Here is a 22,596-nt window from a genome sequence, read left to right as displayed (position 1 = left end):
GCTGAGCCTTTTTTTATTTTTTCAGGATGTTGCAAGGCGCTGCGAGCGGTTGCGCAAAAACGATATTGCGTGCGAAAAGGAACACGAGGCGTGGCGGTGAGATGAATATACTGCGGGCGGGTGCTCTGGATCTTTGTCTCTGGAGCACGTGCGAAAGAGACAAAGAGAAAAGCCCCGAGTCGATATCCATCAACCCGAGGCCTACTCTAACAACGCACGACAACGTTAAGTTAGCCTCTTACCCGCCGCGAGGCAAAGAGAAGAAGGCATGATGCCGAACAAACGGAGCCTGTTAAAATTGGTGGTTATTTGTGCCACGGTAATATCACTGGCATGGATAACCCGCAGCACGCTGTGTGAGCTGCGGATCCGATCGGGCACTTCGGAGGTTGCGGCCATTTTGGCTTACGAATCCGAACGGTAAGGCAACCCGGCGGCGGGGGTTTTGCCTCCGCCGGCCGGCAGTCGATGCGTTGATCCATGAGCACCCATCCATTCAAAAAAAACGGCGAGCCAAGGCTCGCCGTTTTCATGTTGATACCGGAGCTTATTTCAGGCCGGCGGCATCGCGCAGCAACTCAGCTTTGTCGGTCGCTTCCCACGGGAAGTGCTCGCGGCCGAAGTGGCCGTAGGCGGCGGTTTCGCGGTAGATCGGCTGCAGCAGATCCATCATCTGGATCAGGCCGTATGGGCGCAGATCGAAGAATTCGCGCACCAGCAGCGTCAGCTGTTCGGTTGGCACTTTCTCGGTACCGAAGGTTTCCACCATGATGGAAGTCGGTTCCGCTACGCCGATAGCGTAAGAAACCTGGATCTCGCAGCGATCGGCCAGGCCGGCGGCGACGATGTTTTTCGCCACGTAGCGCGCCGCGTAAGCGGCCGAACGGTCAACCTTGGACGGATCCTTACCGGAGAAGGCACCGCCGCCGTGGCGTGCCATGCCGCCGTAGGTATCGACGATGATCTTACGGCCGGTGAGGCCGCAATCGCCCATCGGGCCGCCGATAACGAAACGGCCGGTCGGGTTGATGTGGTATTTGGTGCCCGCCGTCAGCCATTCCGCCGGCAGTACCGGCTTGATGATCTCTTCCATCACCGCTTCCTGCAGATCTTTCAGCGAGATGTCTTCGGAGTGCTGGGTGGACAGAACCACGGCGTCGATGCCGACAATTTTGCCGTCGTCGTACTGGAAGGTCACCTGGCTCTTCGCGTCCGGGCGCAGCCACGGCAGGGTGCCGTTTTTACGCACTTCGGACTGGCGCTGCACCAGACGGTGCGCGTAGGTGACAGGCGCTGGCATCAGCACGTCGGTTTCGTTGGTGGCGTAGCCAAACATCAAGCCCTGATCGCCGGCACCCTGCTCGAGAGGATCGGTACGGTCAACGCCCTGATTGATATCCGGGGATTGCTTGCCGATGGCGCTCAATACTGCGCAGGAGTTGGCGTCAAAGCCCATGTCCGAATGAACGTAGCCGATTTCGCGCACGGTCTGGCGGGTGATCTCTTCGATATCGACCCAGGCGCTGGTGGTGATTTCACCGCCGACCAGCACCATACCGGTTTTCACGTAGGTTTCGCAGGCGACGCGCGCTTTTGGATCCTGCTCCAGGATGGCGTCGAGGACGGCATCGGAGATCTGATCGGCGATTTTATCGGGATGTCCTTCGGAGACGGATTCGGACGTGAATAGGTGTTTAGCCATTGTGTTCTTTACCTTGCATAAGACGGGTTAGAAATTACTGCACAGCGCTGGAGATCCGGCATCGAAGCGAAGGGTCTTCCGCTGATGGCGCGAGATGCATCCTGCAACGCCCCTCAGGCAAAGCCGTTAAGCAGTTTATCAGTTAACCAGTATAGATGGATTAACATCTGGACGTCTATTTTAGGTCAGGGTTTAGCCAGATTGCCAGTAATTTTTTGCGCTTTCGCTCTTTTGCGCAAACCGGTTGGCGCCATTTTCATCGCTTGAAACAGTTTTCGGCGAATTTTCATTTTGCTTTTTCACCTGCTTACCGGTATAAACTGCGCGCGCGGTTCATTTGCTGCACAGTACGGCGATCTGACGTGGGGAAAGTGCGATAAACTTCCGCTTTGCATTCGCCGGCGTTGCGCTATTATCCGTCGCAGGCGTTCGCCGTGAGCGCCGCCGCTTCATCGAACGGTCACGTTCTTACACTATTTTAGAGGCTTGGTCGTTCACTCCGAACGACGCGCGTGGAGGTGGTTGGATTAATGATCCGTTGTCTACCGGTTGTTGGTTCCCAACAGCAGTGCCGTTCTGGCGCACATTCTTCTGCTATTTCCCGTCTTGTCTCTCTGTCACTTACCAGGTGCGATAAACACTTGGCCGCTACTCAGGATTCTCGGGCCGGCTAACGGTCGTCTGAAGAACTGAACAAGGGTAGCCTGCAGCCTTCCTGTGGGATGTTTCTTGGCCCGATTCACGAGGTTTGAACAGGGTGTCTTACAATTATATGAGTGATAAACCGATCGCTGACCGCGAACGGCAGTTCTCTTCGCTGCCGCCAGCGCGGCTTGTTGGGTTGTTCTCGCGGGTTGTAGCTGCGATAGTGGCTGACGGTTTCGTCAGTACGGAATGTGAGGCGAACCATGTCTGATGATCTGTTGATTCACCGCCCGCCGGTTGCGGGCGAGTCTTTATCTTTGCGCTCCATGCAGGAGGTTGCCATGAATGATCGTAATGCCAGCAAGATGCTGCGCACTTATAACGTCGCCTACTGGGGCAACAATTACTATGACGTGAACGAGCTGGGCCATATCAGCGTGTGCCCGGATCCGGATGTCCCACAGGCGCGTGTCGATCTGGCAGAACTGGTGAAAGAGCGCCAGAAAGACGGCCAACGTCTGCCGGCGCTGTTCTGCTTCCCGCAGATCCTTCAGCATCGCTTGCGTTCGATCAACGCCGCGTTCAAACGCGCGCGTGAGTCCTTCGGTTACCAGGGCGGCTATTTCCTGGTGTACCCGATCAAGGTGAACCAACATCGCCGCGTGATTGAGTCGCTGGTGAACTCCGGCGAACCGCTGGGGCTGGAAGCCGGCTCCAAGGCCGAGCTGATGGCGGTGCTGGCGCATGCCGGCATGACCCGCTCGGTGATTGTCTGTAACGGCTATAAAGATCGTGAATACATTCGCCTGGCGCTGATCGGGGAAAAACTGGGGCACAAGGTGTACCTGGTGATCGAGAAGATGTCCGAGATCAACCTGGTGCTGGAAGAGGCCGAACGGTTGAACGTCATACCGCGTCTGGGCGTGCGGGCGCGCCTGGCATCGCAAGGCTCCGGCAAATGGCAGTCGAGTGGCGGCGAAAAATCCAAGTTCGGTCTGGCGGCGGTGCAGGTGCTGAAGCTGGTGGAGACCCTGCGTGAAGCGGGCCGTCTCGACAGCCTGCAGCTGCTGCACTTCCACCTGGGCTCGCAGCTGGCCAACATCCGCGATATCGCCACCGGCGTGCGCGAATCGGCGCGCTTCTACGTTGAGCTGCACAAATTGGGCGTCAACATTCAGTGCTTCGACGTGGGCGGCGGTTTGGGCGTCGACTACGAAGGCACCCGTTCGCAGTCCGACTGCTCGGTGAACTACGGCCTGAACGAATACGCCAACAACGTGATTTGGGGCATCGGCGACGCCTGTAACGAACACGGCCTGCCGCACCCGACGGTGATCACCGAGTCTGGCCGCGCGGTAACCGCGCACCACACGGTACTGGTCTCCAACGTGATCGGCGTTGAGCGCAACGAGTTCAGCGAACCGCTGCCGCCGGAAGCCGACGCGCCGCGCGCGCTGGAAAGCATGTGGGAAACCTGGCTGGAAATGAACGAGCCGGAGAACCGCCGCTCGCTACGCGAATGGCTGCACGACAGCCAGATGGATCTGCACGACGTGCATACCCAATATGCGCACGGCATGCTAGATCTGACCAAGCGCGCCTGGGCCGAACAGCTGTATCTGAACATCTGCAACAAGATTCAGCAGCAGCTCGATCCGAGCAATCGCGCGCACCGCCCGATCATCGACGAACTGCAAGAGCGTATGGCCGACAAGTTCTACGTCAACTTCTCGCTGTTCCAGTCGATGCCGGATGCCTGGGGTATCGATCAGCTGTTCCCGGTGCTGCCGCTGGAAGGGTTGGATAAGCCGCCGGAAGGCCGCGCGGTGCTGCTCGACATCACCTGCGACTCCGACGGCACCATCGACCATTACGTCGACGGCGACGGCGTGGCGACCACCATGCCGATGCCGCCGTACGATCCGGAGAACCCGCCTGCGTTGGGCTTCTTTATGGTCGGCGCGTACCAGGAGATCCTTGGCAACATGCACAACCTGTTTGGCGACACCGCCTCGGTTGACGTGTACGTGTTCCCGGACGGCAGCGTTGAGACCGAGCTGTCCGACGAGGGCGACACCGTGGCGGATATGCTGGAGTACGTGCAGCTCGATCCGAGCGCGCTGTTGTCCAAGTTCCGCGATCAGGTGAAGGAAACCGATCTGGACGGCGAGCTGCAGGCGCAGTTTCTGGAAGAGTTTGAAGCCGGTCTGTACGGCTACACGTATCTGGAAGACGAGTAATTTCGTAAGGAAAAACGGGCGCTGGCGAAGCGCTCGTTTTTTTTCAACGCGTACCCTTCACACTGCCCCTCCCCGCTAATCAGTTATCACAAATTTGTTAACTTCCCGTGAGGACTTGGTCAACACTTTCTTTATAGGTTGTCTTTATCGGCTTTGCAGTAGTTGGATGCGGAGAAGGTCATGATGATCAACAGACGGCGATTTATTCTGGCTGGCGGCGGTTTATCCGCGCTGCTGGCGTTGGGATGGCGGCCTTTGCTGCAAGCGAATGCGGGGGCGCCGGAGCAATTTGCAGTCAATTACAGCGACCAACAGTGGCGTCAGCGCCTGACCGGCGCGCAATATCATATTCTGCGCGAACAGGGGACCGAAGCGCCCTATAGCAGCCCATTGAACGACGAACACCGCGCAGGGATATTCTCGTGCGCCGGATGTGGCCTGCCGCTGTTTTCTTCTGATACCAAGTTTGACAGCCACACCGGTTGGCCGAGCTTTTATCGGCCCCTCGAGCACGCCGTCGCCCAGCGTCGAGATCTCTCGTTTGGCATGGTGCGAGATGAAGTGCACTGCCGGCGCTGCGGTGGGCATTTGGGGCACGTATTCGACGACGGCCCACCACCGACCGGGCTGCGTTACTGCATGAACGGGGCTGCCTTACAATTTACGCCGCGGGCGGCATAGCGGAGAGAACGATATGTGGATCCTGATACTGGCTTACTTAGGCGGCATTTTGACCATCGCCAGCCCGTGCATTTTGCCGGTGCTGCCGTTCGTTTTTGCACGCGCAGACCGTCCGTTCTTGCGTTCCGGTTTGCCGTTGTTGGTTGGCATGGCGCTGACCTTCGCTTTGTTCGCCACGCTGGCTGCCGTCGGCGGGGGCTGGGTGGTCGCCGTCAATCAATATGGCCGCTGGCTGGCGCTGTTTCTGATGGCGCTGTTTGGCGTTACGCTGCTGTTTCCAGCGCTTGCCGAACGCGTAATGCGACCGTTGGTCTCCGCCGGTAATCGGTTATCGGATCGGGTTGCGGCGGACAAACAGAATTCAGTGGGTTCATCGTTGCTGTTGGGCGTCGCCACCGGCTTGCTTTGGGCGCCCTGCGCCGGGCCGATCCTGGGCCTGGTGCTCACCGGCGCGGCGCTGCAGGGCGCCAATGTCGGTTCGACGTTGCTGCTGTTGGCCTATGCCGCCGGCGCCGCTACGTCGCTGGCGTTGGCGCTGTTGATCGGCGGCAAGGTCTTTAGCGCCATGAAGCGTTCGCTGGGCGCCGGCGAATGGATACGCCGCGGTTTGGGAGTGGCCATGTTACTCGGCGTGGCGGCGATTGCATTCGGCCTGGACACCGGCGTACTGGCGCGGATTTCCACCGCATCTGGCGGCGGTATCGAGCAGCGGCTGGTGCAGGCGTTTAACCCGGCGAGCCGACCGGCGGCGCTGCAAACGACGGCCGACGCCGCTCCGGCGCTGGCCGATCTTGGGGAAATGCCTTCGCTGTCGGGTGCGGTGCAGTGGCTGAACTCACCGCCGCTGCAGGCCGAAGCGCTGCGCGGCAAGGTGGTGCTGGTAGACTTTTGGACCTACTCCTGCATCAACTGTCTGCGTTCTCTGCCTTACGTGAAAGCCTGGGCGGAAAAATACCGTGACCAGGGGCTGGTGGTGATCGGCGTACATGCCCCGGAGTTTGCCTTCGAAAGAGATGTCGCTAACGTTGCTAAAGAGGCTAAAAAACTCGGTATCGATTATCCGATAGCCATCGATAACAACTATCGCATTTGGCAGGCGTTCAACAACCAGTATTGGCCTGCGCACTATTTCATCGACGCCAACGGGCGCATACGCTACCAACATTTTGGTGAGGGCGATTATGCGCAGTCTGAGCGCGTAATTCAGACGCTGTTGAGACTGGCGGGAGGAAAAGACACCAGCACCGCTATCAGTCAGGTGCATGGGCAGGGCGTGGAGCAGGCCGCCAGTCGCCAGACGGATATCTCGCCGGAAACCTACCTGGGATATCAACGTGCCGAAAACTTCGCTTCGGCGCCTGCCGTTCAGGATAGCGCCGCTGACTATGCGGCCTCGCCCCTGTTGTCGCTGAACCACTGGGCGCTGGCGGGCAATTGGACCATCGGGGCAGAACGCGCCACGCTGAACACGCCTGACGGGCGTATCGTCTATCGCTTTCACGCTCGCGATCTGCATTTGGTGCTGGGCCCAGCCGTGACGGGGCAGCCGATCGCGTTCAAAGTCACGTTGGATGGCAAAGCGCCGGGTGAAATGCATGGTGTCGATGTGGCGCCGGATGGCAGTGGCGTGATAACCGATCAACGGCTTTACCAACTGATTCGTCAAACCGACGGGGCGGGAGAGCATACCTTCAGCATTGAATTCGAGCGGGCCGGTGTGTCGGCCTATGCTTTCACCTTCGGCTAATCCAGGGGGCAGAATGAAACGCGCAAACAGGTTTAACTCGCTGCTGAGCGCTTGCACCGTCGCCGGCGCGATGGCCCTAAGCGGCATGATCCTTTGGCAGGGAAATGCGTGGGCGCTGGGCGGTGAGGCGGCGGCGGTAACGCTGCCCGCTCCGACGATAGATGAACCCGCAAATGCCTCGCACAGTGAAACCGCCATTTTCGCCGGTGGCTGCTTTTGGGGCGTACAGGGGGTTTTTCAGCATGTGAAAGGCGTGACCGGTGCGGTTTCTGGTTATGCCGGCGGGGCAGCGAAAACGGCGAATTATGACAACGTCAGCACAGGAATGACCGGTCACGCAGAATCTGTGGCGGTGACCTTTGATCCGACGCAGGTTTCCTATGGCGCGCTATTGCAGATATTTTTCTCGGTGGTGCACGATCCTACCGAACTCAATCGGCAGGGGCCGGATAGCGGCACCCAGTACCGCTCGGCTATCTTTCCGCAAAGTGCCGCACAACAGCGGATCGCCAGCGCTTATCTGGCCCAGCTGCAGGCAAGCCGCAGTTTTGAGCGGCCGTTGATGACCCGTATCGAAAGCAACGCTCACTTCTATTCGGCGGAAGCGTATCACCAGAATTTTTTAACCGATCACCCCGATGCGCCTTATATTCGGATTAACGACCTGCCGAAAATCAAGCAGCTTGAGCAGCGTTTCCCGACCCGCTACCGCCCACAGCCGGTGTTGGTCAACGTAAACGCGCGATGAGCATCTGCAGTTGGACGGCGTTCTTCTATACTTGCTAACGACGAGCGGCCAGGATCATTTGCGTGCTTGAAGCGCGGACAAAATACGGTGATAATCCGCCTTATCGGCAATACCGAAACAAACATCGAATTACCCGTCATACTTGAAGTTGCCTCTGTGTTGGCGGCGTGCGTTCATCCCAGTCACTTACTTGAGTAAGTTCCTGGGGATTCCCGCCCTGGCCTTCTTGATGCAACTCCAATTATCCAGGGTATCAATCCCTTCCTCGTCGGGCTAACGACGCGGGAGGGATTTTTTTTTGTAACGGCCCGGCATCTGCGCCCGGCAACTTGTTGAACTACGAGGGTTTACTATGAGCACCTTAGGCCATCAGTCCGATAATTCATTAGTGTCCAACGCCTTTGGTTTCCTGCGCTTTCCGCTGAACTTCATGCCTTACGACAGCGATGCAGAGTGGGTCATCACCGGCATTCCGTTTGACATGGCGACCTCCGGTCGCGCCGGTGGCCGTCACGGCCCGGCGGCTATTCGTCAGGTATCCACCAACCTGGCCTGGGAAGGCAACCGCTGGCCGTGGAGCTTCGATCTGCGCGATCGTCTGAACGTGGTTGACTGCGGCGACATCGTGTTCAACTTCGGCGATGCGCAGGACATGAGCGACAAGCTGCAGGCGCACGCGGAGAAACTGCTGAAGGCCGGTAAGCGCATGCTCTCGTTCGGTGGCGACCACTTCGTCACCCTGCCGCTGCTGCGCGCGCACGCCAAGCATTTCGGCAAACTGGCGCTGGTACACTTCGACGCCCATACCGATACCTACGCCAACGGCAGCAAGTTCGATCACGGCACCATGTTCTACCATGCGCCGAACGAAGGCCTGATCGATCCGCATCACTCAGTACAGATCGGCATTCGCACCGAGTTCGACCATGACAACGGCTTCACCGTGCTGGACGCCGCGCAGGTGAACGATCGCAGCGTGGACGACCTGCTGACGCAGATCAAAGGCATCGTCGGCGATATGCCGGTGTACCTGACCTTCGACATCGACTGCCTGGATCCGGCGTTTGCACCGGGCACCGGCACGCCGGTGATCGGCGGCCTGACTTCCGATCGTGCGCTGAAACTGGTGCGCGGCATGCAGTCGCTGAACATCGTCGGCATGGACGTGGTAGAAGTGGCGCCGGCCTATGACCAGTCCGAGATCACCGCGCTGGCCGCGGCGACCCTGGGCCTGGAGATGCTGTACCTGCAGGCGGCGAAGAAACACGCCTGACGCCAGGACACTCCTCGCTAAAAAAGCGGCTCCCATCGTATGGGGCCGCTTTTTTTATTTCATTTGTCGCCCTCCGCACTGCGATTTTCAGCCTGTTGCAACGCCTTTGCGCAATTCTGCGCAGAAATGAAACTGAGTCAGTAAAAAGAAACGGGGGCAACGGAGAGGATGAATATACTGCGCGCGGGTGCTCTGGATCTTTGTATCTGGAGCCTGCGTGAAAGGTACAAAGAGAAAAGCCCCGAGTGATATCCATCAACCCGAGGCCTACTCTAACGCCCAACAACGTTAAGTTAGCCTCTTACCCGCCGCGAGGCAAGGAGAAGAAGGCATGATGCCGAACAAACGGAGCCTGTTAAAATTGGTGGTTATTTGTGCCACGGTAATATCGCTGGCATGGATAACCCGCAGCACGCTGTGTGAGCTGCGGATCCGATCGGGCACTACGGAGGTTGCGGCCATTTTGGCTTACGAATCCGAACGGTAAGGCAACCCGGCGACGGGGGATATCCCCCGTCTGCTGGTTGTTGGCGTCCAGATCCCTGAGCACCCACTTAAAGCATTCGGTTTTCCGCTACGCAGGAGAGGGGAACGGGGTTATGCCCGCTTCATCTGCCGCGCCAGCAACATGCGGCCAAACAGTGCGCCGCCTGCCAGCAGCGTCAGCAGCTGCGAGGCGATCAGCACCGCAAAGCCTGAAGACACCTTACCCTGGCTGGCCATCACCATGCCCATCGCCATCGGCACAAACGCCGAGAACAGATTGCCGATGCCGTTGATCAGCCCATAGGCGCTGCCGACCGCCTCCGGCCGCGCATAATGTTGCAGTAGGGTCGGGATCGCCGCGCCTTGCGCGCCCCAACAGGCATTGGCCGCCAGCAGGAAGAAGGCGATCCAACCAAGCTGATGGCTGCTCATCACGCCATAGATGCACAGCGCGGTCGCCGCGCCGCCGCAGACGAAGATCAGCGGAGCCTGATAAGGGCGGATACGATCGAGCAACACGCCACCGAGATATTTGGAGGCGATGCTGACAATGAAAGGCAGCGCGGCCATCCAGCCCATCTGCTTGATGGAGAAGCCCTTTTCATCGGTCAGATACGCCGGCAGCCAGGAGCTGGAGCCCCATAGATAGCTGAGCGTGGCGATCTCGATCAGCAGGATCCAGCCGAGCATCGGCGTGCGCCAGGCCAGCGCAAAGGTGTGCCAGACGCGGCCCAGCACCGGCTGCGGATCGGTGGGGCGCGAGGATGAAGACCGGGCGAGGGGATGAACGAACAGCCGCACCAGTGCCAGCCCTAGCAGCAGGTTGAGCAGCGCCAGCAGGTGAAACGACATCGCCCAGCCGAAATGCGCCATCAAAAAACTCACCAGCGGAAAGCCGAGCACCAGCCCCAACGAAACGCCCAGCGCGCTGACCGCGTTGGGCTTGCCGCGCTCGTCGGCGGCGAAATGATCGCTGATGTACATGGTCTTCAGCGAGAACAGCGGCCCTTCGCTGACGCCAAGCAGCGCGCGCACCACGCACAGCAGCATCAGCGATCCCGCCAGCGGCGAGGCGGCGGTGAGCAGCGCCCACAGCACCACGCTCAGCGTCAGCGCGCGGCGGTAACCCATCAATGTTTCCAGAAACGGCGTCAACAGCATGGCGGACAGGCCGTAGCCGAGTAAAAATACCGTCATCAGCGTGCCCTGATGGGCGCGGTCGCCGCCGAGTTGGAAGTGTTGCAGGAAGTCAGGATTGACCAACATCACGGCGATATTGACCCGATCGGCATAGGCGATAACGATCAGAAACAGCAGGGCGATCACCCCAAACCAGCGTTGACGTTGTTGCACGGCGCGTTCCTCAGTGTGAGCGGTTGACGAATTCAGGCAGCAGTAAACTTACCCGCGGAGTCCATTGCGCAGAAACGCGGGGGTCAGGCTAAGTTATGTAAATTTATTGTTATCAAATAGAGGTGAGAGACAGTGAGAGAACACTTTTACGCGCAATACGTCGCCGGAATCAATGCAATTTTTGCCATAAATTAGCGGGGGAGCGCACAACTGACATAGGTTTTTCATATCGGTGCATTATTTCGTGATCTTTCCCGCATTTGTCATTTTTAAACAACCTTTCATTAACATTTGCCGTTCCGCTCGCTTGACGAAAGTTTCGCCAGACTTATAGTGACTGTATTAAATAAGAAACTGAGTTTCATATATGAAACAATCAGATAGAGGACAAAAGCAATGAGCTGGAAGAATGTGTGCGAAGTGTCTCAGGTGAAAGAAGATTTTCCTTTCTCCGGCAAAGTGGAAGGAAAAGAGATCGGGGTTTACCTGCTCGACGGTAACTACTACGCGCTGGAAGACGTCTGCCCGCATGCTTATGCCTTGCTCAGCCAAGGGTTTGTAGATGACGGCAAGGTTGAGTGTCCGTTGCACGAAGCGCTGTTTGACGTGCGCACCGGCCAATGTCTGCGCGAGCCGGGCGGCCGCGATCTGCAAACCTATCCCACCCGGGTGGTCGACAACCAAATCCAGATCACCTTTATCGCGGAGGAGTAATCATGCAGCACATCACCGATTTCAATCCCTGGCTGCCGGACACCCAACAGGTGACGCCGGCCCGCGAAGGCGGCAACGGTCAAATTCATCAGCCGGGCCAGTTCCGCAACGTGGTTTGGCAAAACCGCGCCCGCGTGCCGGACGGTTTCGAAACCGCGCTGGTGGCGGCGCTGGAAACGATCTTCGATCAGGGAGCGGAGGAGCTGGAGCAGATCGTCAGCGCGTTGAATCAGCGCCGTCTGTTCGATCGCAGCGGCCAGCCGTGGAATGAGGCGACGTTCCGCGAATTCCTTCACGTTAACGGTTTCTGAGCGACACCCGGGAGAAGACAATGACAGCAAACACAACATCCTCCGAACAGAGCTTGCAGGACTATCTTGACCAGGGATTGCGCGGCATGTGGTATCCGGTGCTGGCCAGTTGGGAAGTGGGCAACAACCCGGTCGGCATCACCCGTCTGGAGCAGCAAATCGTGGTGTGGCGCGACGGTGAAGGTCAGATCCACGCGTTGGAAGACCGCTGTCCGCACCGCGGCGCGCGGCTTTCCATGGGGTGGAATCTCGGCGATCGCATCGCCTGTTGGTACCACGGGGTGGAAGTCGGCGGCGACGGGACGGTAAAAGACGTGCCGGCGGTGGATCGTTGCCCGCTGGTGGGGCAAAAATGCTTGCGCTCTTACCCGGCCAAAGAAGCCTATGGCGCCGTGTTCCTCTATTTCGGCGTGACGGCGGATGAAGCGCCGGCGGAACTGACTTTCCCGCAAGAGCTGGCGGACGAAGCGTCGTACAGCCACTTCTTGTGCACCGCCAGCTGGAACTGCAACTACCAATACGCCCTGGAAAACGTGATGGATCCGATGCACGGCACCTACCTGCACTCTTCCTCGCACTCGATGGCGGAAGGGGACCGCAAGGCGGACATGGGGCTGGAGCCGACCGACAGCGGGTTTATCTTCAAGAAGAATGGCCAGATCGGCGTCAACTTCGACTGGGTGGAGTTTGGCAACAGCGGCGCGTATTGGATGCGCCTGTCGATCCCGTACAAGAAGCGCTTCGGGCCGGGCGGCCACTTTTGGATCATCGGCATGGTGGTGCCGGAAGACAAGGATCACTGCCGGGTGTTCTTCTGGCGCATCCGTAAGGTCAAAGACTGGCAGCGCGACATGTGGCGCTTCATGTACCGCAATCGCCTGGAATCATTGCATTGGGACGTGCTCGAGCAGGATCGCATCGTGCTTGAAAACATGGCGCCTAACGCCCGCGGCCGCGAATATTTGTACCAGCACGACGTCGGCCTTTCTCGCCTGCGCCGCCTGATGCAGAAAGAAGCGCAGAAACAGCTGGCGACGCTGCGCGAGCGGGAGGCGGCGCAGTGAACGGCCTGCTGAACGGTAAACGCATCGTGGTCACCGGCGCGGCGCGCGGCCTAGGCTATAGCTTCGCCTCCGCCATTGCCGCCGCCGGCGCGCAGGTGGTGATGTGCGACATTCTGGCGGATGAGCTGGCGGCGAGCGGCGCCGCGCTGCGTGAGCAGGGCGCTCAGGTGGAAACGCAAACCATCGATCTGGCGTCTCCGGATTCGATCCGCTCGGCGTTCGATAAGATCGCCGGCGGCGGCGGGATTGACGGGCTGGTGAACAACGCGGCGCTGGCGACCGGCGTCGGCGGTAGAACCATGATGGAATACGATATCGATCTATGGGATCGGGTGATGCAGGTGAACGTGCGCGGCACCTGGCTGGTCAGCCAGGCGGCGGTGCCGCTGCTGGCGCGCAGCCCGCACGCCAAGATCGTCAACGTGGCGTCGGACACCGCGCTGTGGGGCGCGCCGCGCCTGATGGCCTATGTCGCCAGCAAAGGTGCGGTGATCGCGATGACCCGATCGATGGCGCGCGAGCTTGGCCCGCAGGGTATCTGCGTTAACGCCATCGCGCCGGGCCTGACGCGGGTGGAAGCCACCGAGTATGTGCCTGCCGAACGTCATCAGCTGTATGAGCAGGGGCGTGCGCTGGCCGGCGCGCAGCATCCGAACGATGTAAATGGAACGGTGCTTTATCTGCTGTCGTCGCTGGCGGATTTCGTCACCGGCCAACTGTTGCCGGTCAACGGCGGCTTTGTATTCAACTGACGGCCCACAGGGCAGGCGCACAGCGCAGGAGCGAAACATGGCGGACGAGCAAGCATGTAAATATCTGATCCCGGGACTGGATCGCGGGTTGCAGTTGCTGCTGGCGTTTGGCGAGCAGCATAAGGAAATGACCTTCGCCGAGCTGCACCGTCTGGTCGATATGCCGAAGGCCACCGCCTACCGCGTGGTGCAAACGCTCGAGCATCTGGGCTTTTTGGAGCGCAATCCGCGCACCAACACTTTTGCGCTGGGCATCAAGGTGCTGCGCCTCGGCTTTGAATACATCGCGTCGCTGGACGTGGCGCAGGCCGGCCAGCCGGTGATCGAGCAGCTGCGCGATCGCAGCCAGTGCAGCAGCCATCTGGCGATCCGCGACGGACGCGACGTGATCTATATCGCCCGCGTCAGCGCCGCCGGTTCACAGATCAATCAGGTCAGCGTCGGCACCCGCTTGCCGGTACACCAAACCTCGCTCGGGCGCATGCTGTTGACCAGCGCCACCCGCAGCGAGTTCGAACAGCTTTACCCGGATGCCCAGCTGCCAGGCAATGCGCCGGGAACCCCGGCGGATCGCGAAACGCTGTGGCAAATGGTGCAGCAAGACAAAGCGCGCGGCTATGTGATCGGCGAATCGTTCTTCCGCCACGGCATCTCCTCGATCGTCTACCCGATCTTCAACCGCGAGCAGCGGGTCGAGGCGGTGGTCAGCATCATGGTGCCGTCCGATGAGATCCCGAAAGCGGATCGCGAGCGGCTGCGCATGGAAGTGCGCGACGCGGCGGAGAAAATTTCCGGCTTCCTGGGCGCGCCGCCGCAGGCCAACGTCGGCTAACCGACAGAACCGACTCTTTTACTCAGGCAGGGATAAGGCCCATAGCAAACAGGGGCCGGGGTTCGATCATGCCTGAAAAACGTATGCAGCGAGAACGTGAGGCTGAACAATGAGCGTAATCGGAATCGAAAAACTGGAATTTGGCGTCGAAGATCTGCCAACCTGCGAAAAATTCATGCGAGACTTCGGCCTGCAACCCGCCGCACAACAAGAGGGCGAACCGCAGCGCGAATTCACTACCCTGAGCGGGGCGCGGGTCGTCCTGCATCCGATGCAAAGCGCGGCGCTGCCTGCGGCGTTTGAAGGCGGTTCCACCCTGCGTCGCATGACCTGGGGCGTGGCCTCGCCCGCCGATCTGGCGCGCCTGCAGCCGCGTTTGGCGCTGATGCCCGGCTTCCGTCAGGTGGGAGAAGCGCTGGAATGCCTCGATCCTAACGGCATGACGCTGCGCTTCGTCGTCAGCCGCCAGCAGGCGGTCGAGGTGCCGGTCACGCCGATCAACCAATGGGGCGACGTGCGCCGCATCGATCAACCCAGCCCGGTCTATTCGCAAGCGCAGCCGATCAACATCGGCCACGTGGTGTTCTTCGTTGAGGATCTGGCGGCGACCGAGCGTTTCTACCGCGAGCTATTGGATTTCCAGGTATCGGATCGCTACATCGATCGCGCCGTTTTCCTGCGCACCCAGCCGCGCGGCGGCCACCATAATCTGTTCCTGCTGAAGCTGCCTAATCGTCCACGCGGCCTGAACCATGTGGCGTTCACCGTGCGCGATATCCATGAGGTGATCGGCGGCGGCATCGCCATGAACAAAGAGCGGTGGAGCACCTTTATCGGCCCCGGCCGTCACCCGATTTCCTCGGCCTATTTCTGGTACGTCAACAGCCCGACCGGCGGCGCGTTCGAGTACTACACCAACGACGATTATCTGACGGAAAACTGGCAGCCGCGTGAGCTAGAGCATTCGCTGGTCTCCTTCACCGAATGGGCGGTAGAAGGCGGCATCGATCACGACACGCGCCGCCAGCATAAAAAGGCGGAGGCGTTATGAACCAGCCGGAACACGCGGGCATCGTCATCGTCGGCGGCGGCCAGGCCGGCGGCTGGGCGGCCAAGACGCTGCGCGACCGGGGGTACAGCGGCCGGCTGACGGTTGTCAGCGACGAACCCTACGATTTTTACGAGCGGCCGCCGCTGTCGAAAGCGGCGCTGCTGGATGCCGCCGCTCCCCTCAGCCGGCTGTTCAGCGAACAGGCGGTGGCAGAGCTGAATATCGACTGGCGCCGCCCGCTGCGCGCCGAATCCATCGACGCAGAGCATCAAATCGTCACGCTCAGCGACGGGCAACGGCTGCAGTTCGAGCAGTTGCTGATCGCCACCGGCGGGCGGCCGCGTTTGCCGGGCGCCGCCTGGGCGCAGCACCCGCGCGTCATGACGCTGCGTTCCTGGGACGATGCGGCCCGGTTGCGGCAGGGGCTGCAGGGCTGCCGTCGCCTGGCGATCGTCGGCGGCGGTTGGATCGGGCTGGAGATCGCCGCTTCTGCGCGCCGTCTCGGCGCCGAGGTGACGGTGTTTGAACGCCAACCCGCGCTGTGCATGCGTAGCGTCGGTGCCGACGTCTCACAGGCGTTGCTCGAGCTGCATCGCCAGCAGGGCGTCACGCTGTTGTGCGGCTGCGGCGAAATCTCGCTGGAAGATCGTGACGGCGCGGCCTGGATCGGCAGCGAACTCAGCGATCCGCAGGCGTTCGATCTGGTAGTGGTGGGGATCGGCGTCGAGCTGAATCTCGAACTGGCGCGCAGCGCCGGGTTGGCGATCGAGTCCGGCATCGTGGTCGACGGTCAGGGGCGCACCAGCCATCCGGCGATCTTCGCCGCCGGCGACGTGGCGCGCCACCCGACGCTCGGCCTGTGCCTGCAGTCCTGGGCCTACGCGCAAAATCAGGCCATCAGCACCGCCTGCGCGATGCTCGATGCCTTCGCCGCCCCGTATGACGACGTGGCCTGGCTGTGGTCGGATCAATACGACGCCAATATCCAGATCCTCGGCGTGCCGAGCGGCGGCGTGCACCATGTGGTGCGCCGCACGCCGCAGTCGCAGGTGTTCTTCACGTTGAACGCCGATCGGCAGCTGGTGCAGATGGTGGCGTTCAACGATGCGCGCACCATCAAGCTCGGCAAGCGTTGGCTGGCGAGCGGCCGGGTGCTGGATCCGCAGCAGCTGGCGGATGCGGAGTTTTCTTTGATGGCGTTGAAATAACGCCCGAACCTCGGGAGCGTTTTATGACTACTCAAGACATTGACGCCCGCGCTGGACGGGCGGGGGAAACCGTTGCCGAAAATCCGCAGCAACGGGTGCGCTGGTCGGTGCCGATCGCGCTGTTTGCCTGCGTGCTGCTGGCGTTTTTCGACAAGATCAGCATCGCTGCGCTGTTTTCCGACGCCGAGTTTCAGCAGGCGTTGGGCATCGGTTTTGACCCGGCGCGGCTGGGGTTGCTGATGAGCGCGTTTCTGTTCTCGTACGGCATTTCTTCGATGCTGCTCAGCGGCATTGGCGATCGGCTTAACCCGGTTAAAGTATTGATTGGCATGATGGTGGTGTGGGGCGTGCTGATGGTGTTGATGGGGCTGGTGCGTTCCTATCACGCCATGATGACGCTGCGCATTCTGCTCGGCATCGCCGAAGGGCCGCTGTTGCCGATGGCTTACGCCATTATTCGCCAGGCCTTCCCGCCGCAGCTTCAGGCGCGCGCCACCATGCTGTGGCTGCTCGGCACGCCGCTGGGGGCCGCGCTCGGCTTCCCGGTTACCCTGTACATCCTCAATACCTTCGACTGGCAGGCGACCTTCTTCTTTATGGCGTTTCTGACGCTGCCGGTGATGCTGCTGGTGCTGTTCGGCATGCGCCACCTGAACGTATCGCGTCCGGCGGCGGCGGCCAAACCGGCGGTTTCCGAGCGCAAACAGCACCGCCGCGAGCTGTTGCGCAGTCCGCACTTCTGGATGATTTGCCTGTTCAACATCGCCTTCCTGACCTACCTGTGGGGCATGAACGGCTGGCTGCCGAGCTACCTGATCAAGGGCAAAGGCATTCATCTGGAGCATGCCGGTTACCTCTCTTCGCTGCCGTTCATCGCCATGCTGCTCGGCGAAGTGCTGGGCGCCTGGCTGTCGGACAAGCTGGATCGTCGCGCGCTGGCCTGCTTCCTGTCGCTGTGCGGCGCCGGTCTCGGCCTGGCAGTGGTGCTGCATCTGCAGGGCACTTACAGCGTGATCGCCGCCATGGCCTTCAGCACCTTTATGTGGGGCGCCGGCGCCCCGAATATTTTCGCACTGTTGGCAAAGGCGACCAGCAGTAAGGTCAGCGCCACCGCCGGCGGCATCTTCAACGGATTGGGCAATTTTGCCGGCGCGCTGGCGCCGGTGCTGATGGGGGCGTTGATCGCCGCCACCGGCAATATGGATAACGGCCTGCTGTTCCTGGTGGTGATGGCGTTCGTCGGCTGCCTCATTCTGCTGCCGTTGCTGAGAAAGTACTGATTAATCAATCGATTCAACAGAGGAGTGACAACATGTCTCAGGTTGAGAACAAAGCCGGCGTCAAGCCGCAGGATCTGTCGATAGAGAACTGGGTGGAGTCGCGCATCGCCCGTTTCGAAGGCCGGAAATACGACTGGAATGCGCTGAAATTCCAGGCCGACTTCGATCCGAAATACCGTCGTGCGCAGATGCGCTACATCGGCACCGGTGCCACCGGCGTGGCCAGCGACGCCAATACCATTCCGGCGGGCAACTTCACCTTTTCCACCATGGTGCTGCCGTCGAAGTGCGAGGGCCCGCTGCACCTGCATGACGACGTGGAGGAAGTATTCTTCATGCTGAAAGGCAGCATCACGCTGATGATCCAGGATGGCGAAGAGTATTACGAGACCAAGCTGAAAGAGCGCGATCTGATCTCGGTGCCGGCGGGGGTGTATCGCGGCCTGTTCAATCACGGCGAGGAAGAGGCGCTGATGTGCGTGATGCTCGGCACCGCCAAGCCGGAGATCCCGACCTATCCGGCGGATCACCCGCTGTCCAAAGTGAAGCGCAACTGATGAACGGCCTGGCGCAACGCCAACGGGCGCGCTGCGGGGCGTACACCCTGAGCTGGCGCGAGGCTGGGCAGGGGCGGCCGGTAGTGTTGCTGCACGGCATCAGCTCCGGATCCGCCTCGTGGATCAAGCAGTTCAACGAGAGCGGCCTGACGGGCAGTCACCGTCTGGTGGCGTGGGACGCGCCGGGCTACGGCGGCAGCCTGCCGTTGGCGGATCCGCAGGCCGATGCCGCCGGTTATGCGGCGGCGTTGGCGGCGCTGATTGATGAGCTGCAGCTGGTGCAGCCGCTGATCGTCGGCCATTCGCTGGGGGCGCTGATCGGCAGCGCCTACGCCGCCGGCTATCCGGATGGGCTGTGCGGGCTGGTGTTGGCGGATCCGGCGCAGGGGTACGCCACGGCGCCGGAGGAAAAACGCCGGCAGGTGTACGGCCAGCGCCAACAAATGATAGAGACGCTGGGGCCGGTCGGCTACGGCGAGCAGCGGGCGGCGGCGTTGCTGCGCGAAGGGGCGGATCCGCAGGACATCGCCTGGGTGCGCAACGGCATGCAGCAGCTCGATCCCGACGGTTTTCTGCGCGCCGCCTGGATGCTGGCCAACGACGATATCGGCCGTTATCTGGCGTGCTATCGCGGCCCGCTGGAAGTGTGGTGCGGCGAACAGGATCGCATTACGCCGCCGGAGAACGCGGGCGAGCTGGCGCGCGATCAGGACGCGACGCTGCGCCTGATCGCCGCCGCCGGCCACGCCAGCTACCTCGATGCACCGGGGTGTTTCAACCGCTATCTGCGGGACTTTACGGGAGCAATCCAACGATGAATTTTCAGCTTGAGAATCGAGTGGCGGTGGTGACCGGCGGTTCGTCGGGCATCGGTTTCGAAACCCTGAAGCTGCTGCTGGCCGAAGGGGCGAAGGTGGCGTTCTGCGGCCGCGATCCGGACAAACTGGCTGGCGCGGAGGCCAGCCTGCGCGCGGACTTCCCGCAGGCGGAGATCCTGGCGCTGCGCTGTGACGTGTTGGACGCGCAGCAGGTGGCGCAGTTCGCCGCCCAGGTGACGGCGCATTTCGGCGGCGTGGATCTGCTGATCAACAACGCCGGCCAGGGCTTCGTCGCGCATTTTGACCAGACGCCGCGCGAAGCCTGGCTGCATGAAGCCGAGCTGAAGCTGTTCGGCGTGATTAACCCGGTGCAGGCGTTTTTACCGGCGCTGGAGCGTTCGGCGATCGCGTCGATCACTTGCGTGAACTCGCTGCTGGCGCTGCAGCCGGAAGAACACATGATCGCCACCTCGGCGGCACGCGCCGCGTTGCTCAACATGACGCTGACGCTGTCGAAAGAGCTGGTGGACAAAGGCATTCGCGTTAACTCGATCCTGTTGGGGATGGTGGAGTCGGGCCAATGGCGCCGCCGTTTCGAAGAGCGCAGCGATAAAGATCAAAGCTGGGAGCAGTGGACGGCGGCGATCGCCGAACGGCGCGGCATCCCGATGAAGCGCCTCGGCAAACCGCAGGAGCCGGCGCAGGCGCTGCTGTTCCTCGCTTCGCCGCTGGCTTCCTTTACCACCGGCGCGGCGCTGGACGTTTCCGGCGGCTTTAACCGCCATGTGTAGCAGGGGCCGAAAAAGATGAAGAAGATCATGATGATTGGCTACGGTGCGATGGCGAAGGAAGTGATCGCCCGTTTGCCGGAAGGCGTGGAGGTCGGCTGGATCCTGGCGCGCGCAGCTCATCATGCGGCGATCGCCGAGGCCTTCGGCGGGCAGGTGCAGGCGCTGACCCATCCCGAGCAGTGTTCGCAGCGGCCGGATCTGGTGCTGGAGTGCGCCAGCCAGCAGGCGGTGGCGGAGTTCGGCGAAGCGGTGCTGCAACGCGGTTGGCCGCTGGCGGTGATCTCGACCGGCGCGCTGGCGGACGCCGCATTGCAACAGCGGCTGCAGCAGGCCTGCCGCAGCCATCAAGGGCGGCTGATCGTGCTGTCCGGTGCGGTGGCGGGAATGGACGGGTTGGCGTCGGCGCGCGAAGGCGGGCTGGAGAGCGTGACCTACCAGGCCAGCAAAAGTCCGGCCAGCTGGCGCGGCAGCAAGGCGGAGCAGTTGATCGACCTCGATGCGGTGAGCGAGGCGCAGGTATTTTTTGAAGGATCGGCGCGCGAAGCGGCGCGTTTGTTCCCGGCCAACGCCAACGTGGCGGCCACTATTGCGCTCAACGGCCTGGGGATGGATGCCACCCGGGTGCGTCTGCAGGTCGATCCCGCCACCCGGCGCAATACCCATCGTCTGCAGGTGTGCGGCGATTTTGGCGAGTTCCACATCGAGCTGAGCGGCACCCCGCTGGCGAGCAATCCCAAAACATCAACCCTGGCGGCGCTGAGCGCGGTACAAGCCTGCCGCCGTCTGGTGGACGGCGGTTTTATTGCCTGAAGGGCAGGAGCGAAGCATGGAACGATTGAATATTTTTGTCGCCGGGCGCTGGCGTGAAGGGCGTGGCGAAGAGATGACTTCGGTATTCCCGGCCGACGGCAGCGTCAACGCGCGGCTGCGCGCCGCTAACGTCGAGGACGTGAACGAGGCGGTGGAGGCGGCGGAACGCGCCTGGCGCGCGCCGGAGTGGCGCGGGTTGGTGCCGCATCAGCGCGCCTCGATCCTCTACCGCGTCAGCAACCTGATCCTGGCGCAGCAGGAGCAGTTGGCCGAGCTGCAGACCCGCGACAACGGCAAGCCGCTGGCGGAAACCCGCGGCCTGGTGGCCAGCGCGGCGGCGACCGCGCGCTACTTCGCCGCCGCCTGCGAAGTGTTGGAAGGCGAGTTGCCGACCCCGCGTAGCGCCGAGGTGATGACGCTCAGCCAGTATCAGCCGATGGGGGTGATCGCCGCCATTACGCCGTGGAATTCGCCGATCGCCAGCGAAATGCAGAAGGTGGCGCCGGCGCTGGCGGCGGGCAACGCGGTGGTGCTCAAACCGGCCGAAGCCACGCCCCTGATGGCGCTGAAGCTGGCTGAGCTGTTCGAACAGGCGGGTCTGCCGGCCGGGTTGCTCAGCGTATTGCCGGGCAAAGGTTCGGTGATCGGCGAGGCGTTGGCGCGTCATCCGCTGGTGAAAAAGATCGCCTTTACCGGCGGTACCGGCACCGGGCGCCATTTGGCGCACATCGCCGCCGACAAGCTGATCCCCACGTCGCTGGAGCTGGGCGGTAAATCGCCGACCATCGTGCTGGAGGACGCCGATCTGGAACAGGCGGCGCGCGGCATCTGTTACGGCATTTTCAGCTCCGCCGGCCAGGCGTGCATCGCCGGTTCGCGGCTGTTCGTGCATCGTTCGCTGTATCAGCCGTTGCTGGCGCGCTTGACCGAACTGACGGCGGGGTTGCGCATCGGCAACCCGCTGGTGCCGGGTGTGCATCTTGGTCCGCTGATCAGCGCCAAACATCGGCAAAGCGTGGCGGACTACGTGGCGCTGGCGCGGCAGGAGGGCGGCCGGGTGCTCATCGGCGGCGAAGCGCCGGCCGATCCGCAGTTGGCGAACGGCAGTTATTACCTGCCGACCATCATCGAAGGATTGAACAACGACGCTCGCGTCTGCCAGGAGGAGATCTTCGGGCCGGTGCTGGTGGCGCTGCCGTTCGACGACGAACAACGGCTGATTGAACAGGCCAATGACTCGGTGTACGGCCTGGCGGCCGGCATCTGGAGCCGTGATTTCCCGCGGGCGATGGCGTTGGCGGAACGGCTGGAAACCGGCACCGTCTGGGTCAACACCTACAAAACGTTCTCGATTTCCACGCCGTTCGGCGGTTTCAAGGAAAGCGGGCTGGGCCGCGAAAAAGGCCTGAACGGCATCAAGGCCTACATGCAGCAGAAAAGCGTGTATCTGGCGCTGAGCCATCAGGTGAACCGCTGGAGCGACTAGGCCGACACCTCTACGCATAATCCTAATAACGAATACCCTAAGAAGGC

General features: G+C 61.3%; 22 protein-coding genes. 20 read left to right on the top strand and 2 right to left on the bottom strand.

Going from position 1 to position 22,596, the window contains the following annotated elements:
- Positions 1-271 precede the first annotated feature (271 nt).
- A complete protein-coding gene (locus ACRAWE_RS16315; protein ID WP_071892068.1) occupies positions 272-424 on the top strand; it encodes a Hok/Gef family protein in 153 nt (50 codons plus the stop codon).
- A gap of 123 nt (positions 425-547) precedes the next feature.
- Here the strand turns inward: ACRAWE_RS16315 and metK are convergent, their stop codons facing one another.
- Entirely contained in the window at positions 548-1,702 is a 1,155-nt protein-coding gene (metK, locus tag ACRAWE_RS16310; RefSeq protein WP_019456054.1) for a methionine adenosyltransferase, read from the bottom strand.
- Between the two features lie 908 nt (positions 1,703-2,610).
- Between metK and speA the strand changes: the two genes are divergently transcribed.
- The 6 genes from speA to ACRAWE_RS16280 all read left to right on the top strand — a co-directional run bounded on the left by speA (position 2,611) and on the right by ACRAWE_RS16280 (position 9,523).
- A complete protein-coding gene (gene speA / locus ACRAWE_RS16305) occupies positions 2,611-4,587 on the top strand; it encodes a biosynthetic arginine decarboxylase (protein ID WP_019456053.1) in 1,977 nt (658 codons plus the stop codon).
- Positions 4,588-4,767: 180 nt separating this feature from the next.
- Entirely contained in the window at positions 4,768-5,268 is a 501-nt protein-coding gene (msrB, locus tag ACRAWE_RS16300; RefSeq protein ID WP_019456052.1) for a peptide-methionine (R)-S-oxide reductase MsrB, read from the top strand.
- Positions 5,269-5,281: 13 nt separating this feature from the next.
- Positions 5,282-7,015: a cytochrome c biogenesis protein DipZ gene (locus ACRAWE_RS16295; RefSeq protein WP_432525621.1), complete on the top strand. Its 1,734-nt coding sequence runs from the start codon at positions 5,282-5,284 to the stop codon at positions 7,013-7,015.
- A gap of 13 nt (positions 7,016-7,028) precedes the next feature.
- The gene (gene msrA, locus ACRAWE_RS16290; protein ID WP_019456050.1) at positions 7,029-7,763 is read left to right on the top strand and encodes a peptide-methionine (S)-S-oxide reductase MsrA; all 735 of its coding nucleotides are present in this window, start codon (positions 7,029-7,031) and stop codon (positions 7,761-7,763) included.
- A 352-nt stretch (positions 7,764-8,115) separates the two neighbouring features.
- Positions 8,116-9,036: an agmatinase gene (gene speB, locus ACRAWE_RS16285; protein WP_004937606.1), complete on the top strand. Its 921-nt coding sequence runs from the start codon at positions 8,116-8,118 to the stop codon at positions 9,034-9,036.
- A 334-nt stretch (positions 9,037-9,370) separates the two neighbouring features.
- Positions 9,371-9,523 carry a Hok/Gef family protein gene (locus ACRAWE_RS16280; RefSeq protein ID WP_004937610.1) on the top strand — a complete coding sequence of 51 codons (153 nt, stop codon included), beginning with the start codon at positions 9,371-9,373 and terminating at the stop codon, positions 9,521-9,523.
- A 110-nt stretch (positions 9,524-9,633) separates the two neighbouring features.
- Here the strand turns inward: ACRAWE_RS16280 and ACRAWE_RS16275 are convergent, their stop codons facing one another.
- On the bottom strand, positions 9,634-10,875 hold the full coding sequence (locus tag ACRAWE_RS16275; RefSeq protein ID WP_211129715.1) for an MFS transporter: 1,242 nt from the start codon (positions 10,873-10,875) through the stop codon (positions 9,634-9,636).
- A gap of 396 nt (positions 10,876-11,271) precedes the next feature.
- On the opposite strand from ACRAWE_RS16275, the gene ACRAWE_RS16270 reads away from it, so the two are divergent.
- The 13 genes from ACRAWE_RS16270 (at position 11,272) to ACRAWE_RS16210 (ending at position 22,549) form a co-directional block, all read left to right on the top strand.
- Positions 11,272-11,589, top strand: a complete 318-nt coding sequence (locus ACRAWE_RS16270) for a non-heme iron oxygenase ferredoxin subunit (RefSeq protein WP_004937614.1) — start codon at positions 11,272-11,274, stop codon at positions 11,587-11,589.
- 2 nt (positions 11,590-11,591) lie between these two features.
- Complete coding sequence (locus tag ACRAWE_RS16265; protein ID WP_019456046.1) at positions 11,592-11,900, top strand: recombinase-like helix-turn-helix domain-containing protein; 309 nt, start codon at positions 11,592-11,594, stop codon at positions 11,898-11,900.
- 20 nt (positions 11,901-11,920) lie between these two features.
- The gene (locus tag ACRAWE_RS16260; protein WP_025160349.1) at positions 11,921-12,964 is read left to right on the top strand and encodes an aromatic ring-hydroxylating oxygenase subunit alpha; all 1,044 of its coding nucleotides are present in this window, start codon (positions 11,921-11,923) and stop codon (positions 12,962-12,964) included.
- A complete protein-coding gene (locus ACRAWE_RS16255) occupies positions 12,961-13,716 on the top strand; it encodes an SDR family oxidoreductase (RefSeq protein ID WP_432525620.1) in 756 nt (251 codons plus the stop codon). Before ACRAWE_RS16260 ends, ACRAWE_RS16255 begins: the two co-directional genes overlap by 4 nt.
- 37 nt (positions 13,717-13,753) lie before the next feature.
- A complete protein-coding gene (locus tag ACRAWE_RS16250) occupies positions 13,754-14,548 on the top strand; it encodes an IclR family transcriptional regulator (protein ID WP_004937625.1) in 795 nt (264 codons plus the stop codon).
- A 109-nt stretch (positions 14,549-14,657) separates the two neighbouring features.
- The gene (locus tag ACRAWE_RS16245) at positions 14,658-15,599 is read left to right on the top strand and encodes a VOC family protein (protein ID WP_198636799.1); all 942 of its coding nucleotides are present in this window, start codon (positions 14,658-14,660) and stop codon (positions 15,597-15,599) included.
- Positions 15,596-16,807, top strand: coding sequence for an NAD(P)/FAD-dependent oxidoreductase (locus ACRAWE_RS16240; protein WP_019456041.1), 1,212 nt, complete (start codon positions 15,596-15,598; stop codon positions 16,805-16,807). The genes ACRAWE_RS16245 and ACRAWE_RS16240 overlap by 4 nt, the downstream gene beginning before the upstream one ends.
- A 23-nt stretch (positions 16,808-16,830) precedes the next feature.
- Entirely contained in the window at positions 16,831-18,087 is a 1,257-nt protein-coding gene (locus tag ACRAWE_RS16235) for an MFS transporter (RefSeq protein ID WP_016930045.1), read from the top strand.
- A gap of 32 nt (positions 18,088-18,119) precedes the next feature.
- Positions 18,120-18,644 (top strand): cupin domain-containing protein, encoded by a 525-nt coding sequence (locus ACRAWE_RS16230; RefSeq protein WP_019456040.1) that lies wholly within the window; start codon positions 18,120-18,122, stop codon positions 18,642-18,644.
- A complete protein-coding gene (locus ACRAWE_RS16225) occupies positions 18,644-19,462 on the top strand; it encodes an alpha/beta fold hydrolase (protein WP_063917994.1) in 819 nt (272 codons plus the stop codon). Before ACRAWE_RS16230 ends, ACRAWE_RS16225 begins: the two co-directional genes overlap by 1 nt.
- The gene (locus ACRAWE_RS16220) at positions 19,459-20,253 is read left to right on the top strand and encodes an SDR family oxidoreductase (RefSeq protein ID WP_019456038.1); all 795 of its coding nucleotides are present in this window, start codon (positions 19,459-19,461) and stop codon (positions 20,251-20,253) included. The genes ACRAWE_RS16225 and ACRAWE_RS16220 overlap by 4 nt, the downstream gene beginning before the upstream one ends.
- 15 nt (positions 20,254-20,268) lie before the next feature.
- Positions 20,269-21,063, top strand: coding sequence for an aspartate dehydrogenase (locus ACRAWE_RS16215; RefSeq protein ID WP_063917993.1), 795 nt, complete (start codon positions 20,269-20,271; stop codon positions 21,061-21,063).
- A gap of 16 nt (positions 21,064-21,079) precedes the next feature.
- Complete coding sequence (locus ACRAWE_RS16210) at positions 21,080-22,549, top strand: aldehyde dehydrogenase (RefSeq protein ID WP_432525619.1); 1,470 nt, start codon at positions 21,080-21,082, stop codon at positions 22,547-22,549.
- The last annotated feature ends 47 nt before the right edge of the window (positions 22,550-22,596 follow it).

The organism is Serratia sp. BFP-2025 (assembly GCF_050880365.1).
Lineage (GTDB): Bacteria > Pseudomonadota > Gammaproteobacteria > Enterobacterales > Enterobacteriaceae > Serratia > Serratia surfactantfaciens.
The sequence above is the reverse complement of the archived record's forward strand: the minus strand, read 5'-3'. Positions and strand labels throughout refer to the sequence as shown.

Excerpts from the sequence above, each read along its gene's own strand:
- ACRAWE_RS16295 (WP_432525621.1), top strand. The coding sequence starts at position 5,282 with ATGTGGATCCTGATACTGGCTTACTTAGGCGGCATTTTGACCATCGCC.
- ACRAWE_RS16235 (WP_016930045.1), top strand. The coding sequence starts at position 16,831 with ATGACTACTCAAGACATTGACGCCCGCGCTGGACGGGCGGGGGAAACC.
- speB (WP_004937606.1), top strand. The coding sequence starts at position 8,116 with ATGAGCACCTTAGGCCATCAGTCCGATAATTCATTAGTGTCCAACGCC.
- ACRAWE_RS16265 (WP_019456046.1), top strand. The coding sequence starts at position 11,592 with ATGCAGCACATCACCGATTTCAATCCCTGGCTGCCGGACACCCAACAG.
- ACRAWE_RS16220 (WP_019456038.1), top strand. The coding sequence starts at position 19,459 with ATGAATTTTCAGCTTGAGAATCGAGTGGCGGTGGTGACCGGCGGTTCG.
- msrA (WP_019456050.1), top strand. The coding sequence starts at position 7,029 with ATGAAACGCGCAAACAGGTTTAACTCGCTGCTGAGCGCTTGCACCGTC.
- ACRAWE_RS16225 (WP_063917994.1), top strand. The coding sequence starts at position 18,644 with ATGAACGGCCTGGCGCAACGCCAACGGGCGCGCTGCGGGGCGTACACC.
- ACRAWE_RS16280 (WP_004937610.1), top strand. The coding sequence starts at position 9,371 with ATGCCGAACAAACGGAGCCTGTTAAAATTGGTGGTTATTTGTGCCACG.
- ACRAWE_RS16230 (WP_019456040.1), top strand. The coding sequence starts at position 18,120 with ATGTCTCAGGTTGAGAACAAAGCCGGCGTCAAGCCGCAGGATCTGTCG.
- ACRAWE_RS16210 (WP_432525619.1), top strand. The coding sequence starts at position 21,080 with ATGGAACGATTGAATATTTTTGTCGCCGGGCGCTGGCGTGAAGGGCGT.
- ACRAWE_RS16315 (WP_071892068.1), top strand. The coding sequence starts at position 272 with ATGCCGAACAAACGGAGCCTGTTAAAATTGGTGGTTATTTGTGCCACG.
- ACRAWE_RS16250 (WP_004937625.1), top strand. The coding sequence starts at position 13,754 with ATGGCGGACGAGCAAGCATGTAAATATCTGATCCCGGGACTGGATCGC.
- ACRAWE_RS16270 (WP_004937614.1), top strand. The coding sequence starts at position 11,272 with ATGAGCTGGAAGAATGTGTGCGAAGTGTCTCAGGTGAAAGAAGATTTT.
- speA (WP_019456053.1), top strand. The coding sequence starts at position 2,611 with ATGTCTGATGATCTGTTGATTCACCGCCCGCCGGTTGCGGGCGAGTCT.
- ACRAWE_RS16215 (WP_063917993.1), top strand. The coding sequence starts at position 20,269 with ATGAAGAAGATCATGATGATTGGCTACGGTGCGATGGCGAAGGAAGTG.
- ACRAWE_RS16245 (WP_198636799.1), top strand. The coding sequence starts at position 14,658 with ATGAGCGTAATCGGAATCGAAAAACTGGAATTTGGCGTCGAAGATCTG.
- msrB (WP_019456052.1), top strand. The coding sequence starts at position 4,768 with ATGATGATCAACAGACGGCGATTTATTCTGGCTGGCGGCGGTTTATCC.
- ACRAWE_RS16260 (WP_025160349.1), top strand. The coding sequence starts at position 11,921 with ATGACAGCAAACACAACATCCTCCGAACAGAGCTTGCAGGACTATCTT.
- ACRAWE_RS16240 (WP_019456041.1), top strand. The coding sequence starts at position 15,596 with ATGAACCAGCCGGAACACGCGGGCATCGTCATCGTCGGCGGCGGCCAG.
- metK (WP_019456054.1), bottom strand. The coding sequence starts at position 1,702 with ATGGCTAAACACCTATTCACGTCCGAATCCGTCTCCGAAGGACATCCC.